General features: G+C 67.9%; 17 protein-coding genes. 7 read left to right on the top strand and 10 right to left on the bottom strand.

From position 1 onward, the window contains the following. Positions 1-23 precede the first annotated feature (23 nt). Positions 24-569: an XRE family transcriptional regulator gene (locus AB0J16_RS22050; RefSeq protein WP_358542217.1), complete on the bottom strand. Its 546-nt coding sequence runs from the start codon at positions 567-569 to the stop codon at positions 24-26. An 89-nt stretch (positions 570-658) separates the two neighbouring features. Between AB0J16_RS22050 and AB0J16_RS22045 the strand changes: the two genes are divergently transcribed. Continuing rightward, on the top strand, positions 659-1,888 hold the full coding sequence (locus AB0J16_RS22045) for a benzoate/H(+) symporter BenE family transporter (protein WP_358542215.1): 1,230 nt from the start codon (positions 659-661) through the stop codon (positions 1,886-1,888). Between the two features lie 33 nt (positions 1,889-1,921). On the opposite strand, the gene AB0J16_RS22040 is transcribed toward AB0J16_RS22045, so the two are convergent. From AB0J16_RS22040 to AB0J16_RS22010, 7 genes are all read right to left on the bottom strand, one after another. Next, positions 1,922-3,499 carry an SMI1/KNR4 family protein gene (locus tag AB0J16_RS22040; protein WP_358542214.1) on the bottom strand — a complete coding sequence of 526 codons (1,578 nt, stop codon included), beginning with the start codon at positions 3,497-3,499 and terminating at the stop codon, positions 1,922-1,924. A gap of 177 nt (positions 3,500-3,676) precedes the next feature. Beyond that, positions 3,677-3,973 (bottom strand): GlsB/YeaQ/YmgE family stress response membrane protein, encoded by a 297-nt coding sequence (locus tag AB0J16_RS22035; RefSeq protein WP_358542211.1) that lies wholly within the window; start codon positions 3,971-3,973, stop codon positions 3,677-3,679. A 217-nt stretch (positions 3,974-4,190) separates the two neighbouring features. After that, a complete protein-coding gene (locus AB0J16_RS22030) occupies positions 4,191-5,165 on the bottom strand; it encodes a LysR substrate-binding domain-containing protein (protein WP_358542208.1) in 975 nt (324 codons plus the stop codon). 98 nt (positions 5,166-5,263) lie between these two features. Continuing rightward, the gene (locus AB0J16_RS22025; RefSeq protein WP_357943573.1) at positions 5,264-5,461 is read right to left on the bottom strand and encodes a hypothetical protein; all 198 of its coding nucleotides are present in this window, start codon (positions 5,459-5,461) and stop codon (positions 5,264-5,266) included. A gap of 110 nt (positions 5,462-5,571) precedes the next feature. Further along, the gene (locus tag AB0J16_RS22020) at positions 5,572-5,745 is read right to left on the bottom strand and encodes a CsbD family protein (RefSeq protein WP_358542205.1); all 174 of its coding nucleotides are present in this window, start codon (positions 5,743-5,745) and stop codon (positions 5,572-5,574) included. 165 nt (positions 5,746-5,910) lie between these two features. Next, a complete protein-coding gene (locus AB0J16_RS22015) occupies positions 5,911-6,879 on the bottom strand; it encodes an acyl-CoA desaturase (protein WP_358542202.1) in 969 nt (322 codons plus the stop codon). Between the two features lie 100 nt (positions 6,880-6,979). Then, the gene (locus AB0J16_RS22010) at positions 6,980-7,291 is read right to left on the bottom strand and encodes a UBP-type zinc finger domain-containing protein (protein WP_358542199.1); all 312 of its coding nucleotides are present in this window, start codon (positions 7,289-7,291) and stop codon (positions 6,980-6,982) included. A 385-nt stretch (positions 7,292-7,676) separates the two neighbouring features. On the opposite strand from AB0J16_RS22010, the gene AB0J16_RS22005 reads away from it, so the two are divergent. Further along, positions 7,677-7,970 carry a hypothetical protein gene (locus AB0J16_RS22005; protein WP_358542196.1) on the top strand — a complete coding sequence of 98 codons (294 nt, stop codon included), beginning with the start codon at positions 7,677-7,679 and terminating at the stop codon, positions 7,968-7,970. Positions 7,971-8,436: 466 nt separating this feature from the next. Continuing rightward, complete coding sequence (locus AB0J16_RS22000; RefSeq protein ID WP_358542193.1) at positions 8,437-8,694, top strand: lipopolysaccharide assembly protein LapA domain-containing protein; 258 nt, start codon at positions 8,437-8,439, stop codon at positions 8,692-8,694. Positions 8,695-8,766: 72 nt separating this feature from the next. Here the strand turns inward: AB0J16_RS22000 and AB0J16_RS21995 are convergent, their stop codons facing one another. Further along, entirely contained in the window at positions 8,767-9,024 is a 258-nt protein-coding gene (locus tag AB0J16_RS21995; RefSeq protein ID WP_358542190.1) for a hypothetical protein, read from the bottom strand. 224 nt (positions 9,025-9,248) lie between these two features. Here AB0J16_RS21995 and AB0J16_RS21990 point away from each other — a divergent pair, with 224 nt between their 5' ends. The 3 genes from AB0J16_RS21990 to AB0J16_RS21980 are packed head-to-tail and all read left to right on the top strand — an operon-like array spanning position 9,249 to position 11,028. Further along, a complete protein-coding gene (locus AB0J16_RS21990; RefSeq protein ID WP_358542187.1) occupies positions 9,249-9,614 on the top strand; it encodes an STAS domain-containing protein in 366 nt (121 codons plus the stop codon). Continuing rightward, on the top strand, positions 9,611-9,832 hold the full coding sequence (locus AB0J16_RS21985; protein WP_358542184.1) for a hypothetical protein: 222 nt from the start codon (positions 9,611-9,613) through the stop codon (positions 9,830-9,832). The genes AB0J16_RS21990 and AB0J16_RS21985 overlap by 4 nt, the downstream gene beginning before the upstream one ends. A 14-nt stretch (positions 9,833-9,846) precedes the next feature. After that, positions 9,847-11,028 (top strand): serine/threonine-protein kinase, encoded by a 1,182-nt coding sequence (locus AB0J16_RS21980; RefSeq protein ID WP_358542182.1) that lies wholly within the window; start codon positions 9,847-9,849, stop codon positions 11,026-11,028. A gap of 111 nt (positions 11,029-11,139) precedes the next feature. Here the strand turns inward: AB0J16_RS21980 and AB0J16_RS21975 are convergent, their stop codons facing one another. Then, positions 11,140-11,559, bottom strand: a complete 420-nt coding sequence (locus AB0J16_RS21975; protein ID WP_358542179.1) for a DoxX family protein — start codon at positions 11,557-11,559, stop codon at positions 11,140-11,142. 526 nt (positions 11,560-12,085) lie between these two features. Between AB0J16_RS21975 and AB0J16_RS21970 the strand changes: the two genes are divergently transcribed. Beyond that, positions 12,086-14,644: a hypothetical protein gene (locus AB0J16_RS21970; RefSeq protein ID WP_358542177.1), complete on the top strand. Its 2,559-nt coding sequence runs from the start codon at positions 12,086-12,088 to the stop codon at positions 14,642-14,644. Positions 14,645-14,810: the final 166 nt, after the last annotated feature.

Genomic DNA, 14,810 nt, shown 5'->3' with positions numbered 1-14,810 from the left:
CCGGCCGGTTCGCCGCCGCCGTGTCACGGGGTCTGCCGGGGGGAGCGGATCAGTAGGGTGGCCAGGACTTCGTCTGGGCCGACAGCGCAATAGATGTGTGGGACGTCGGCCTGCCAGGAGATGTGCTCACCCGGGGCGGCCAGCAGGGGGACGTCGGCCGGGCCGGCGCGCAGCACGCCCGCGTAGACCGTTATGTGTTCGGTCACGCCGGGGGCGTGGGGTGGCGAGTGCTGTACGACGCCGGGGCGGACGCGCATGCGCAGCAACTCGAACGTCGCGGTCGGCTCCTCGAAGACCTCCAGCAGCGTGGCCGTTACGGCGGCGCCGGGCACATGGACGGCCTCCGCGGGCGGTGCGCCGGGCTCCAGAACCAGGGCCGTCAACGGTAGGCCCAAGGCTCCGGCCACCGCGTAGAGCGTCTCCAGCGTCGGGTTGCGGGTGCCCAGTTCCAGGCCGGACAGGGTGGCCTTGCCGATGCCGGCGCTGCGGGCCAGCGCCGACAGGGAGATGCCGCGGGCCTCCCGCAGTCGCCGCAACCGGCTCCCGATTTCCGTGTCACGGTCGTCCACCCGGCAATCCTCGCAGTCCGCCGCCGGACTTGTCCCGCTCTGGCCGCGTGGCTATGGTTCGTTCCGTAAACGGAACGATGGAGCGGGTGGTGGGCGTGCGGGTGCAGGCCGTCATGGCGGGGCTGGTCAGTGCGGTGGTGGGCTACGCCAGTTCGTTCACCGTCGTGCTCGCCGGACTGCGTGCCGTTGGGGCGACGCCGGGGCAGGCCGCGTCCGGGCTGCTCGCTCTGTGCTGCGGCATCGGGGCGGTGGCGGTCGTCCTCGGGCTGCGGTACCGCATGCCGATCAGCATCGCCTGGTCCACCCCTGGCGCGGCGCTGCTGGTGGCGACCGGTCCCGTGCCCGGCGGCTTCCCGGCCGCGGTCGGCGCGTTCATCGTCTGCGCCGGGCTCATCGTCCTCGCCGGCCTGTCGCCCTGGCTGGCCCGGGCGATCGGCGCCATCCCGCGTCCGATCGCCGGTGCCATGCTGGCGGGCGTCATCCTCAGCCTGTGCACCGCGCCGGTCCGCGCCATCGTCGACATCCCGCTGCTGGCCGTGCCCGTCGTCCTGACCTGGGCGGTGTTACTGCGGTACCTGCGGCAATGGGCCGTTCCGGGCGCGCTCGTCGTGGCGGTCATCGCCATCGCGGTGCACGGGCCCGGCAACGGCCTGTCCGGCGCGTCGCTGCGGCCCGTGGTCGAGCTGACCGCCCCGACGCTGAACCTGTCCGTAGTGGTGAGCATCGCCATCCCGCTGTTTCTCGTCACCATGGCCGCGCAGAATGTCCCCGGTATGGCGGTCATGGCGACATACGGGTACAAGCCGCCCCTGCGCCCGGTCCTCGTCGCGACCGGTCTGGCGAGCGCGGCGGCGGCACCGTTCGGCGGTCACGCCGTCAACCTGGCCGCGATCACCGCGGCACTGACCGCCGGCCCGGACACCCACCCTGACCCCGGTCGCCGGTGGATCGCGACGGTGGCCCTCGGCGCCGGGCAGCTGACGCTCGGCCTCGGCGCCGGCCTGGCCATGGCTCTGGTGCTGCTGTCCCCACCCGTACTGGTCATCGCGGTGGCCGGACTCGCGTTGCTACCGGCGCTCGGCTCGTCGCTGGCGGGCGCGGTGACCGAGCCGGAGGGGCGGGAGGCGGCGGTGGTCACTTTCGTGGTCACAGCATCGGGGATGACGATCCTGGGCATCGGCGCGGCGTTCTGGGGCTTGGTCGCGGGCGGCCTGACCGCACTCCTGCTGCACAGGCGACCACCGGTGGAACGGCGATCATCATCCACGGCGGAAACCGAGGCCCGGATGGCTGGTATGTCGGTCGATCAGCCGTCATAGTGGAACACTCGACGACCGATCCGTTCTCGCCCCTCAGAACCACATCATGGGCCCGTCAGCTGACGGATTCAGGCCGGTGAGCGATGCGGCCAGCCTGCTCGTCAGGTCGGCGATCACTAGCTCCGTGAGGGTGCCGGGGAAGGTGTGCCGGTCGAATTCGACGTCCCAGACCATCGTCCACCGGTCGGGGTCCGGATCGCCGGTGTCCCACCAGATGCAGTCGCGGCCTTCGGTGTTCGCGCACCACAGCAGCCCTCCCGGCGCGGGATGTACGGGCATCGCCTCGTCTTCGTCCCAGTCGAGATATTCGACCTGCTCTTCGTGCTGCGGCTGGAGGTCCTCCGGCTGCCCGATCATGATGCCGTTGATCCCGATCGTCCCGTACGCCGCGAACAACCGCTTGTAGTCGCTCGGAAGCCGTACGCCGAGCGACTGCTCGATCCGCGGCCAGTCATAGGTGTGGCCACCGGTCCGCGGCTCGCCGATGATCGTCGCCAACTGCGCCAGCGCGTCTCGCGGCCCCTCTTCTGCGGGCGTGGCGGGAGGTGCGGGGTCGACGCCCGGCGGGAACAGCACGCGCGGACGCGGCACCGCCGACAGCGACAGCACGGGCAGGTCCAGCCGCCCGTCCAGCCACCGGTCGAGGAACCCCGACGCGCCGTACGGCAGCCGCTGCCACCCCAGCCCGTCGGCATCCAGCAGCACCACTGGCCACTCGTCCGACTCACCGCTGACGGGAAGCCACCAGCACGTCTCACCTCCGTCGAACACCCCCCACAACCGCAACCCGCCCGGCTCGGGCGCGATCGGTGACGGGACCACCCGCTCGCCCGCGGCCCGCCGCGAGCGCAACCGCTCGCTCACCACGGCCTCCTCCGCATCCAGGTCGAAGCCCTTCGGCGCCCCCGGAGCAAGCAGTCGCAGTACGCCGGCCAGCCTCCCACCGCCGTACTCGCCGACAAGCGCGGCATAGTCCTCGGGCATGCCCGTGACCGCCTCGACCCTCGCCGCCTGCCCGGCGACCTCGAGCGCGAGCGGCGTGCCCGGGAAGGAGGCCCGCTCAGGCGCGTCCTTCAGCACGAGCGGGGCGAAGTCCCAGGCGTACGGAGGCGACACCGCGGGCAGGGCCTCTCCCAGATCCGGACTGCCGCTCACCCGTGCGGCGAGCACCTCCGTCATGGGTGCGTCCACCAGCCGCCACGTCTCATTCGGCCCATGCTGGGTGAAGATCCTGGTCGGCCAGTCGTTCGGGTCGGCGGAGACCGAGGTGTCCCAGAAGTGGTACTCGCCTCCGCGCGACTCACCCCAGACCAGGAGCCCGCCCGGTTCGGGATGAAAGGCGTATGGGTGAGCCGGCGGGTCGCCGGCACGGATGGCGCGTTGCAGCCCTTGCCGCTGGTCGTATTGTCGGAAAGCGCCGCCGCGGTAGGAGTCATGGGGCACCACGACCCAGATCCACTCCCCGACCAGCACAGGTCCGTACCTCTCGGCGAACTCTTTGTAGTCGTCGGGAAGCCGGAGACCGAGCCACTGTTCAACGCCGGGCCAGTCGACGGGAAAGGCGGCAGGGGGCGGCGGGCCGATGACGGCGGCCAGGGCGGCAAGATCCATGCTTGGATTGTGCTGCATTGCACCCGGCCGCTGTCTCGCTGAGATCGCCTTACCAGGCCCTGCGGGCTCGTGGCCCGGCCACCCTGTGGACATCCTCGGCCTGCGCGCTTGGGCAGTCACCCCCGCTGCGGCAGGCGTGTGAGCACGGGGGAGAGGTGAGAGGCGTGCTGGGCGGGGTCATCGTCGGCTGGCCCAGCGGCCCGAACGACGGCCAGTGCGCCGGCCGGTGATCAGGTTGTAGACGAGCAGCAGGACTGCCGCGCCGACGATGGCGCAGACCCAGGTGGACAGGTTGAAGAATCCCTGGATGCCCGAGACGTGGAACACCTTGGTGGCCACGAAACCGCCGAGCAGCGCGCCGGCGACGCCGAGTACGAGGGTGATGATCAAGCCTTGCTGGTCTTTGCCGGGGACCAGCATTCTGGCCAGCAGTCCGGCGACCAGTCCGAGGATGATCCAAGCGATGATGCCCATGACCGAACTCCCTGTGGCGGTGCGTCGATGTCTGCGCGGGATCGGTCTTCCGGACCGGTCGAAGCAGGAGGCCGGCCATCGCATGATTGGCGGCACCGACCGTCGAACACTTCCAGCCAACACCCTGCGTAATGGGGCAGAAACCGGCGATATGTGAAGGATTAATCTCCAGGACCGATCACCAGGGTGCGGCGCGACCAGGGTTGAGCCCGGCGCGTCACAACGGATCACCGCTGCGGCGGCCGGTGGCTGCCGGAGCACCTTCGCCGGATGCCGGCTCGGCGGCCGGGGCGACGGGCTCCAGCCAGTCGAGCCGTTCGGCCAGCCGCCGGGCGATCTCGATGACGATGGCGATGTGCGGGGAAGGGTTGGCGTCGTGCCACAGCAGCGACCAGGGGTAGTGCGTCGCGGGGTCGGCCAAAGGCCGCCAGGTGGTGCCGGGCCGGTTGGAGGAGCGGAACGAGGAAGGGACACAGTGCACGCAGCGATGCTGGAGTACGAGGTCGGCGGCGGCCCGGGAGCTTTCGACGGTGCCCTCGTAGAGGGTGGGCGTCAACCCGGCCGAGCGGCACAGCGCGAGGACGAACTGATTGAGCTCCGGCGTCTGCGATTCCTCGCCGAGCAGTAGCAGCTCGTCGGCGAGGGCGGCGACGGGCACGCCGTCGAGGTCGGCGAAGCGGTGGTCGTCGGGTACCAGCACGCCGAGCGGATCGAGCCTGATGAGCTTGGAGGTCACCTCGGCCGGGGTCTGGGAGGCGTGTCCGATGGCGATGTCCAGGCGGCCGTCGGCCAGTTGCCGGTACTGCTCTGGGGTGCCCGCCTCGACCTGGTGGATCGTGATGCCGGGATGGTTGCGCTGGAGCTCGCGCAGGATCTGCGGCATGGTGTCGTAGCCGGCGTCGATGATGCCGACGCGCAGCGTGGGCGCCGAGGCGGCGGCGGTGCGCGCGACCTGCGCGGCTCGGCTGACGTGATCGAGGATCTGGCGCGCTTCGACGAGGAAGGCCGCGCCGGCCGGGGTCAGGTCGACGTGGTGGGTGCTGCGGTCCAGCAGTCGCACGTCCAGCTCGCGTTCGAGCCGCTGGATCTGCTGACTCAGTGCCGACTGCACGATGTGCTCGCGGGCGGCCGCGCGGCCGAAATGCAGCTCCTCGGCCAGCGTCACGAAATAGCGTAGCTGCCGTAATTCCATGCTCGCCACCCTCTCTGCCCAGGCGGCGCCGATGCGGACTGTCGTCTCCCACTCTAGGTTCCTCGTGGGCGGGTGAACTTCTGGAGGCGAGCCGGGCCCTACTTGCTGGGCTGAGGTGTCTGGCAGGCGATCTGCGGCTTCATGCCGAAGTAGTTGAGGGGGCCGGCCAGGATCGTCACCGCGATAGTGGCCACCTGATTGCAGTTCTCCACCGGCCCCGTGTAGTAGTTGCGCTGGCCTGCGGCGACGGCACCGACGATCAGCCAAAGGATCAGCGCTCCTGATGCTACGCGCATCGGTTCTACCTCCATCTTCGTGCTTGCACGGGGGTGGACGGGGTCATCGCGGAGCTCGCCGGCGTCCGACTTCGACTCCGTAGCCGCCGAGCGGTTGTCGAAGCGGAGGGTCAGCGTTTGAAGGCGTCCCAGATCTTTCCGCCGGCCTGCTTCAGATTGCCTGCGACCTGATCGCTCTTGCCCGCGCTCTGCTGGCGCCGGTCGCCGGTGAGGCGGCCGAAGAGTTGCCTGACCCTGCCCTTGAGGACCTGGACCTTGTTGCTGATTTCCCAACGCAGACTCATCGTGATCTTCCTTCACTGCTGTGCCGCGGTCAGGCGGCTTGGAAGCCCAGTGTCCGTCCCGGCCTGATGGGAGGAAACGAGCAATGGCGGCGCCGGTTATCACCGGAACCGATGAGCGCTGGGCGTATCCGGGATTCGGCGGCAGCGGAATTGACGGGGAATCGGTCAGTCTCCGGCCGGTGAGAGCGGGCCGGTACGGCGGTGCCGGAGGCGTTCGGGGTCGGGCCAGTGCACGTCACTTGCCCAGCCCAGCCGCTCGAACAGGCGGATCACCCCGCTGGACAGGTCGATCTGGCCCCGGTCGAGACCGTGACGGGCGCAGGTCGGCTCGCTGTGATGGCCGTTGTGCCAGCTCTCGCCGAACGACAGCAGGGCCAGCGGCCACAGGTTCGTCGCCCGGTCGTGGTTGCGGGTCTTGAACGGCCGGCTGCCGATGAGGTGGCACAGCGAGTTGACGCTCCAGGTGACGTGCTGCAGCAACGCGATGCGGATCAGCCCGGCCCACAGGAAGGCGGTCAGGCCGCCGTACAGGGTGCCGGTGATCGCCCACCCGGCCAGGAACGGCAGTGCCAGCGACACCACGCACAGCGCGGGGAAGGCGCGGGCCACCCGGGTCATGGCAGGATCGGCCAGCAGGTCCGGGGCGTAACGCTCGGCCGGAGTCTGATCGTCGGCGAACAGCCAGCCCAGATGGGCGTGGGCAAGCCCCCGAAGCTGCCCACGCAGGCCGGTCCCGTACCGGTAGGGCGAATGGGGATCGCCCGGTCGGTCGGTGAAGGCGTGATGGCGGCGGTGCACCGCCACCCAGTCGATCACGTTGCCCTGGAAGCCCATCGACCCCGCGACCGCCAGCGTCACGCGCAGCCATGGCCGGGCGGTGAACGAGCCGTGGGTGAGCAGCCGGTGGAAACCGACCGTCACCCCGAGCCCGGTCACCACGTAGAAGCCCGCGGCCAGAAGCATGTCGGTGAGCGCGACCCCCTGCCCCCACGCCAGGTAGATCACCGCGCCGAGCGCGGCGAACGGCGCGATCACGATCGACGCGGTCAGTGCCGTCTGCGCCCGCCCGGCCGGCACGTGCTCTCCGGCCCCGGGGAACGGCGAGGTGCCGTCGTAGTCCTGCCGACGTTTCACCGGTCGTTCGGAAACCGCTCGTTCAGAAACCGCTCGTTCAGAAACCGGTCGTTCGGAAACCGGTCGTTCGGAAACAGTCATGAAGTAGCCTTCTCCTCATCTATACCGTCCGCCGGTGCACGTAGCACCAGCGCCAGGTCGACCTGGGCCCCAGAGTGGCGGCCACCGGATGGTCGGTCTCCTGGTAGTGGGCCTTGGCGTGACCGCCCTGCGAATCGTCGGAACAGGCCACCCAACCGCAGGTCAGGCACGCCAGCAGGCGTGTCCAGGTCTGGCCGAGGGCCAGGCATTCCTTGCATTCGGGCGGTCCATACCGCACGGTGGGAAGCTGGTCGATGTGATCGCAGCGGGGCGCCTGACCGTTCAGGCCTGCACGGTCGGTCGCGTCCATGCCCTGTGCGTCCAGGGTCATCGCGACCCCCTCACGGTGACAGCGACGCAAGGTGCGCCAGCTGGTCACTCACCAGTCAAAGTGCTCAGCCGTCCGGCGGAAACACGCAATCCCAGCTCGCCTCATCAGCTGCGGCGATAGCCACCTGCGAGCACGTCGGCCGCGCCATGTCTGCCCTGCCAGGGGCGGAGAGATCTTTCAAGAGGCCACCGGATCGGCTTGACCTGCCGGATCGCGACTTCGAGGCCCGCCGGACAGCGAAATCGGCCGGAGAATTCAGCGGTGCGAAACCTCCTGCCATCTTATGCCGAGAGTGGAATTCGCTCAGTTGTGCGAAATTTCCCTTGCTATTTATTGCGGATGGGTATTGAATGAGGAATGCAAGCCAAAGAAAAGGGAGGCTCTTATGAGCTTCGTACAGATTCTGGAATTCGATACCAAGCGTGCCGGCGAAGTCGAGTCGCTCATGAACGAGTGGCGGACGCAGGCCAAGGGCAAGCACTATGTAAAGCGCGAGGTCGTGGCGAAGCGCCGCGATCGACCCGATCACTACGTGGCCATCGTGGAGTTCTCCTCCTACGAGGAGGCCCAGAGCAACAGCAAGCTGCCGGAAACCGACCGGTTCAACGCGCACATGGCCAAACTGTGCGAGGGCCCGATCGAGTTCTCCAACTACGATGTGATTCGCGACAAGAGCTGATCATCAACTGAACATCGCGGAAAGCTAAGCCTGTGCTGTGGCGTGCGAGAATATTCTCGCGTCATGGCGCGGGCATTTTTTATGCCGGCCTTCAAATATCGAGCGGGCGGCAAAGGAGCTGCCGGCGTCCCGGGTACCCGGGATTCGCATCCCGCATGACCGAAGGCCCGGAACGGGACCTGGCGGCGTTGACCGCCTGGCCGGCCGCTCTGGTGAGCGCCCGCTTGGCGTGCCGGGTGAGTGACGTAGATTCGAGGTATCCGGAAACGACGACATCCCGCCGCATTAGAGGTGCCTGCCAGGCCGGCTCACCGAAAGGGTTGTCATGGACATCCTGCACCGCTTCCGCACCAGATCCGGGCCATCTGCTGAGACGGCTGAAGCCGATGTGCCTCAAGGCGAAAGCTTATCGGCGCCGGCCGAGCGCCCCGCGGGCCCGGGCTCAAGCGCCGAGAACTCCAGGCCGGTGCCCGTCACCCGTACCAGCGTGGCCTGGGCGGGTGTGTGGGTCGCCACGCTCGTGTCCGTCGCCTTCATCGTGTTCATGCTGCAGAACACCACCGCCACGCAGGTGTCCTTCCTCGGCCTGCACGGCACGCTGCCGCTCGCGGTCGCGATGCTGATCGCCATGCTCAGCGGGGTCCTGCTCACTCTTGTGCTCGGCACCGCTCGCATCACCCAACTCCGGCGTCTGGCCAGCCGGCGACGCCGTCAGAACCGCTGACCGGCGGACACTTTCCCCGCCCCGGCGACCACGCCTCCTGATCACACGTCTTGGCGGGACACTGCCCGAGCGCTACGGGTTCCTCCTGGCGAGCGTCTGCTCGGCCGCGGCGCTCAGCAATCGGGAGGCGGCGGCCACCTCGGCGAGCCGACCAGGCGTCATCGTCTCCAGACAGGCGGCCAGCCGCTGCCGGTCACCACGACAGGCCATGCGCATCGCGTGCTGAAAGGCGAGGGCGCGCGAAGCGGTACCGATCGCCATCAAGACGTCGGTCAGCGCCTGATCCACGCCGTCGTTCTGATCCGGCGGCAGCGGAGGTTGAGCAGTCAACGCCATTCACCATGCCGTCCTTGAGCTCCGACCGCGATCCGCCCCAATGATCACGGCTGATGATAAGCCTTGTGCCGATTGCCGCTTTCCACCTGGTCGAGCCCGCCAGATGATCAGACCATCGCACCAGACGGCTCCGCTCACGCCGCCCCTCCGCAACGTGTTCATGACCGCCTCACACCCGCGGCCACCTTATCCCGCACTCCCCGCCCGTAGGAGCCAGCATGAATACCGCGGACACACTCGGCGCACGCACCCCTGACACGCTCGCCGATCGGCTCTTGCGCATCACGCCGCTGGTCGATCCCGTGGGCCTGCGGATCGAAGGTGATCTCGACCACGCCACCCTACCGGCCCTGACCGGGGCACTGGCCGCGCTGGCGGGCGGCGGCGGCTTCTGCGTCGACCTGAGCGGCCTGGTGTTCTGCGACGTCGGCGGACTGCGCGCCCTGGTCGCCGCCGCCGCCGGTATGCGCGACGGCCATGCTCTGACGTTGCGCTCGCCCTCCCCGCAGCTGCGACGCCTGTTCCAGCTCACCGGCTGGCACCAGACGGCCGGTCTTCGCCTACAGGATCGGAGCACCTCATGACGGCCCTCCATCCCCGCATCGGGACAGGTCTGTGGCTCGTCCCCGCCACCGCCACTGTCGTCCGCCTGTGCGACGAGTTGGACATCGTCCTCGGCCTGGCCGCCCCCCGCTCGCACCTGGCCAGAGTGCTGCGCCTCACCGGCCCGGACCACAGCTTCCCGATGTACGGCACCCCGGGCCGAGGCAGGGCCGGGTTCGGCTCCGCGGCAGCGCGCTGAGACGTCGTCGGCACATGTCTGTTCTCGCCGCCGCTGCCACCAGGATGACCGCCGGGCCGCGCCCTTGCCTTCCCGTTGAGGCGACGGCCGAGCTGGTTCGGCTACGCCATCAGGTGCTGGGCGAAGCCCGGATCCAAGCCGCCGCGATCCTCGCCCAGGCCCGCACCGACGCCGAGCAGATCATCGCCGCGGCCAAGCTAGAACGAGTGCGATGCCGGCATCCGCCCCCGCGCCGGGCCCAGGCAGGCCAGGTCACGCAGCCGGCGCCCGCACTCGCTGCCGGCCCCGCGCCGATCATGGTGCTCAACGACCGCTGGCGGATCTACGCGCCCTTGAACGCCGACGCCAGCGCCATGGCCAGCCTGTACCAGGCCTACGAGCTCGCCGACCCCGCCACCACCGTCGTGGCCAAGGTGTTCCACCAGGCCCACAACGACCCCCAGCGGTTTCGCACCTTCCTACGGGAGGCACGGAGCATGCGCCTGCACCACCGGCACATCGGGCAGATCATCGACGCCGGCCAGGATCCCAGATCCCAGGCGGTCTACCTCATCTCGCCCCTCTACCAGCCAGGCAGCCTCAACCTCCACCTCCACGGCAGGCCAGGCGCCGACGTCTCCCTGAGGTGGAGCCTGCGGATCCTGGGCCAGGTGCTGGCCGGGTTGCAGGCCGCCGCCCTGAGCGACATCATCCACCTCGACATCAAGCCGCAGAACATCGTCCTGGACGGCCCCGCCACCATCAAGATCATCGACTGGGGAATGTCACAACTGCACCAGGCCGGCAAAAGCGTGTCGACGGTCCTGCCCGGCGGCACCAAATGGTTCGCCAGCCCCGAGCAACTCGGCGTCACCGACGCCGCCCCCAGCAGTCTGTCCGATCTGTACGGCGTCGGTGCCCTGGCCTACTGGCTGCTGACCGGCCTGGCCCCGCTGCGACGCGAAACCGACGCCGGCACCGATCCGCTGCAGGTGCACCACCTGATGCGGGCCGGAACCCGGCCCGAACCCGTTGACCGCTACAACCCGCTCGTACCCGAGTGCCTGAGCCGGCTCATTGACCAGTGGCTCAGCTACACGCCCGCAGACCGCATCCCCCCAACGATGGCGGCCTCCGCCGCGCTCAGTTGGGCATGCACGGCCCTGAGCCGGCAGACGCCGGCCTTACCTCCGGTCTCCTCACGCAGGCCATCTTGATGGCGCGATCACGCAGTTCTCGGGGGGTACTTCCCCAGTGCGGGCATGGCTCCCAGCCTTCGTTTTGGGAGCCTCCAACCAACCCGGGGCTGCTCAGGGATCGGCAGGCCGTCATCTGCCGCTGTCGTACTCCAGAGTTCGCGAGGGCAGCAGCGTGGCCAGTGCCCAGCGTCCTGGCCCGAAGACGGCGATGATCAGGAACGACCAGCAGAAGAGGACGGCCGGTTCGCCGCCGTTCTGGATCGGGAACAACGCCTGGGGTTGGTGGACCACGAAGTAGGCGTACGCCATGGTGCCGGAGCAGACGATGGCGGCGGTGCGGGTGCCCAGCCCGAGCAGGACGAAGATCCCGCCGGCCAGTTCAATGACCGCGGCCCACCACCCGGGCCACTGCCCGAAGCCGGGTGCCTGGCCGTGCGGCCCGCCCAGCACGTTGAAGAGGGTCGCGGCGCCGTGGCAGGCGAACAGCAGACCCACCACGAACCGGTACAGGGCCAGGACCAGTCCCTGATTCTTGGCCAGAAGCTCCATGGCGCATCCCTTTCAGAAAGAGATCGACAAGCGGGTTCATGGCATGTCGGCAGCCGGCCCGGCGGAGGGCGGCCGCGATGCCGTGCCATGGCATGATCCGCTGGAAGGACATTGGGAGCGCTCCCAACGAGTTTCTGGAAGGTGATCGTGAACTGTCAACATCGGTCCTCGGAAAAAGGCGCCCTCAGCGGTCGGCAAACGCCTCATGTGGTCGGATACCCGCGCTGACTCGGCCGGTCAGTGAAATTTTCACCCCTGCGTGACCGGGTCGGGGCCAGGGTGGCCTGTTCCACCGCGCCTGGCGGGCCCAGATGATGGCCGTCCGCAGCCGAAGCCGGGCATGTGACCTTTAGCTACATTTCGGGTAATAGCGGCTATTCGAGTTGAGGGCCGCCTTTATCGCTATTGGCCGCTCTCTTGTTCTAACGGTAGGGGCCGATCTTGAAATGGCCGTGCCCGTTACATCTGTGTTGCAGCTTGACCTCTCTTACCCGCCACAGGCGCTTGCCGGAAAATACTTCTCTACATGACCAGCCGGGAGCAGATCTTCGACGACTTCGCCAAAGCCGTCTTCGCAAAGGTGCTTCGCCGCAGGAAGTGGCGGGGCCGCCTGCTCATAGGAATTCATGAGGGAGCCGCGGGCGGTCCGGCCACTTTGGCGCCCACGGTACTCATCGACGCCCTGACAAACCGGCTGCGGCTCGGCAAGACACCACTGGTGCCGCACGCGGTGGTGGATGAGCGGGCTCGTGTGGCGCGGCAGATCGCGACAGGGCTGACAGCTCCGAGAGGGTGGGGCACGCTTCGCTTCCCCCAATACAACGTCTTCAGGGCGCTTGAGTCGGATGCCTGCGCCGGAATGGATCCGCAGGATTGCGCCTTCAGAAAGCTGCACCCTTTCCTGTGCCGGTTCATCCAACTTCCGGGCGCGCCTGATCCGGTTCTTTGGTGGATCCGATTGGTCGGCTTCGTCATCGTGTTCGCGGGCTGGTTCGAACAGCTGCGGTTCGGCGGGGCATGGCGACGTCGCATGCGCCGCAACTGGTTCGCGAAATTCGCCGGGGCGAGCCACGAGGATTTTTTCGAGCAGGCCGCGACCATCATGCGCGGCAGCGACGAGCAGAAGAAGGAAGGCGTGCTCCTCCGCGCGCTCCTGTGCGATCTGGACGCGGCGTTCACCCCGCGTCTGTCTCCTTGGCGGCGACGCCGGCAGAGCGGATTCATGGTGTTCATCAAGAACGGCGACGAGCTGGCTGATCTCGTTCGGCAGGCGATAGAGGACACCAAGGCGCGACACATCACCGTGATTTTCGCTCGATCCGGTCAGGCCGCGGGTGCGCCGAATCTCGCCGAGGCCACGCTCCGTCTCATCCTGCACGGAGACACCGAGCTTCAGGTGACGACGAGGGACATAGCGGCGGGTGCCACCGCGGAGAAGCTCGCCGGCGCGTACAAGATTCCGGTGCGGCTGAGAAGCTCCGCCCTGGTTGTCGCCGTCGCTGTCCTGCAGATCGTGATCCCCACCGTTGGCGGCTATTTCGGCGCCGCGCGGCTTTTCCAATTCTGGCCCTGGTCCAGGGATGAGACCTGTCTCGGCGAGACCGCTGGTCATGCGGCGACGGCGGCCACGCCGGTCGGCCTGCTCTCCTCTCAGGAGGCGACCCGTCTCTACAACGCCGACAAGCAGGCGATCGACGCCGAGAACACCCGAGTCAGGGGCCTGGCCAGTAAGAACCCCGACATGAGATACACGATCAAGAGAATCGTCTACCTGGGCTCCGGTGTCGCGGGCGCCTTCGACGCCGGAGTCGCCTACAACGGCGTGATCCCAGAACTGCACGGCATCCGACTGGCGCAACGGAAGATGAACGAACTCGCCGAGGGCAATCCGCGAACGAAGGATCAGCTCTCGGGCAACGTCTTCGTCATCGTCGACATCCGGGAGGCCGGCAAGGACTACGCCCAAGCGCCTCAGATCGCTCAGCAGGTGGTGCGGCAGTCAACCGAGACCGTCCTTGGTGTCATCGGGCTTGGCGAGAGCAGACAGCAGACACTCGAGGCCCTGAAGACCCTTGGCGACGGCGGGCTGCCCATCCTCGGTATGGGCGCTACCTCCGAAGATATGCAGGCCCATCCGCTCTACCATCAGATCTCCTTCGACAACCCGTACCAGGCGCGCATGTTCGCGGCGTTCGCTCGACAGGCCAACATCATCCGGGCGGGTGAATCCGGCCGCTGTGTCCCCGCTGACAAAGCACTGGTCATCGGCGACCCCACTGACAACTACAGCCTCCGGCTCGGAGAGGACCTCGTGACCGAGTTCCCCATGGACAAGGCTCACGTCATCTGGTTCCCGCCGCCGGGATCGGCGACGTCCGTCCATCCCATGGGCACGTTCGTGACCAGCGACTCGGAGTTGCTCGAAAAGGCGTGCGCGCAACTGGCTCAAAGTGCCGACGATCGCACCGTGGTCTTCTGGTCCGGCAGGGGGGAGCGCCTGCGGGACTTTCTCGTCGCGGCCAAGGACAGCGCCGCCTGCCCCGCGTCGTTCACGGTGGTCAGCGGTGGCGACATCTCGACCACGTCCGTCCTCAAAGAGCGATTTCCCACCGACTTCGCCGGCGTGACGCTCTTCTACTCCGCGCACGCGCTGCCGAGCAGCCCGCCCAACAGCGCCGGCGATGACTACACCCACCGTTACCTGGACCTGTACAAGACCACCAATGATCCCTGGTACGACAACTGGCGAGGACCGATCGCCTATGACGGTCTCGTCACCATGGTGTCGGGAATCAACACCGTGTGCCGGGAGAACGGGCCGGCCGGCTGCGGGAGGGGATCAGTGGCCAGCCATTTCCGCTACCGCATCGGAGGAGAGTCCGGGCTTCGGGGCGCGACAGGGATCATCCGTTTCGTCAAGGATCCATGGGCGACCGCGGTTCCCGCGCCTCTCCAGAAGCGGTTCCTGATGCTCCGCGCGACGCCTACGGGACCATCCATCGTGATGGAGTGCGGGCAGCGCGACACCAACGACCTCAGGACCACCTGGGGGCCCAAGGGCGCGTTCGACTGCCCGAGCACATAAAGGTCTTGCGGGCGGCCCTCCTTGGCTGCCCAGCCGGACATAGCGCATCATTTCCGCCCGAATCGGAATTACTTTTGGACTTGACGCGCAACACGTACCACGCCGGCCGGAACTTTTCTTTCTGGTGTTCCTGCCGGAACGGTAGTTAACATGCGGTGACTCTGGC

The organism is Nonomuraea sp. NPDC049750, assembly GCF_040659625.1.
In the GTDB taxonomy this organism is placed as follows: domain Bacteria; phylum Actinomycetota; class Actinomycetes; order Streptosporangiales; family Streptosporangiaceae; genus Nonomuraea.
The sequence above is the reverse complement of the archived record's forward strand: the minus strand, read 5'-3'. Positions and strand labels throughout refer to the sequence as shown.

Excerpts from the sequence above, each read along its gene's own strand:
- AB0J16_RS22040 (WP_358542214.1), bottom strand. The coding sequence starts at position 3,499 with ATGGATCTTGCCGCCCTGGCCGCCGTCATCGGCCCGCCGCCCCCTGCC.
- AB0J16_RS22035 (WP_358542211.1), bottom strand. The coding sequence starts at position 3,973 with ATGGGCATCATCGCTTGGATCATCCTCGGACTGGTCGCCGGACTGCTG.
- AB0J16_RS22030 (WP_358542208.1), bottom strand. The coding sequence starts at position 5,165 with ATGGAATTACGGCAGCTACGCTATTTCGTGACGCTGGCCGAGGAGCTG.
- AB0J16_RS22025 (WP_357943573.1), bottom strand. The coding sequence starts at position 5,461 with ATGCGCGTAGCATCAGGAGCGCTGATCCTTTGGCTGATCGTCGGTGCC.
- AB0J16_RS22020 (WP_358542205.1), bottom strand. The coding sequence starts at position 5,745 with ATGAGTCTGCGTTGGGAAATCAGCAACAAGGTCCAGGTCCTCAAGGGC.
- AB0J16_RS22010 (WP_358542199.1), bottom strand. The coding sequence starts at position 7,291 with ATGACCCTGGACGCACAGGGCATGGACGCGACCGACCGTGCAGGCCTG.
- AB0J16_RS22005 (WP_358542196.1), top strand. The coding sequence starts at position 7,677 with ATGAGCTTCGTACAGATTCTGGAATTCGATACCAAGCGTGCCGGCGAA.
- AB0J16_RS21990 (WP_358542187.1), top strand. The coding sequence starts at position 9,249 with ATGAATACCGCGGACACACTCGGCGCACGCACCCCTGACACGCTCGCC.
- AB0J16_RS21985 (WP_358542184.1), top strand. The coding sequence starts at position 9,611 with ATGACGGCCCTCCATCCCCGCATCGGGACAGGTCTGTGGCTCGTCCCC.
- AB0J16_RS21980 (WP_358542182.1), top strand. The coding sequence starts at position 9,847 with ATGTCTGTTCTCGCCGCCGCTGCCACCAGGATGACCGCCGGGCCGCGC.
- AB0J16_RS21975 (WP_358542179.1), bottom strand. The coding sequence starts at position 11,559 with ATGGAGCTTCTGGCCAAGAATCAGGGACTGGTCCTGGCCCTGTACCGG.
- AB0J16_RS21970 (WP_358542177.1), top strand. The coding sequence starts at position 12,086 with ATGACCAGCCGGGAGCAGATCTTCGACGACTTCGCCAAAGCCGTCTTC.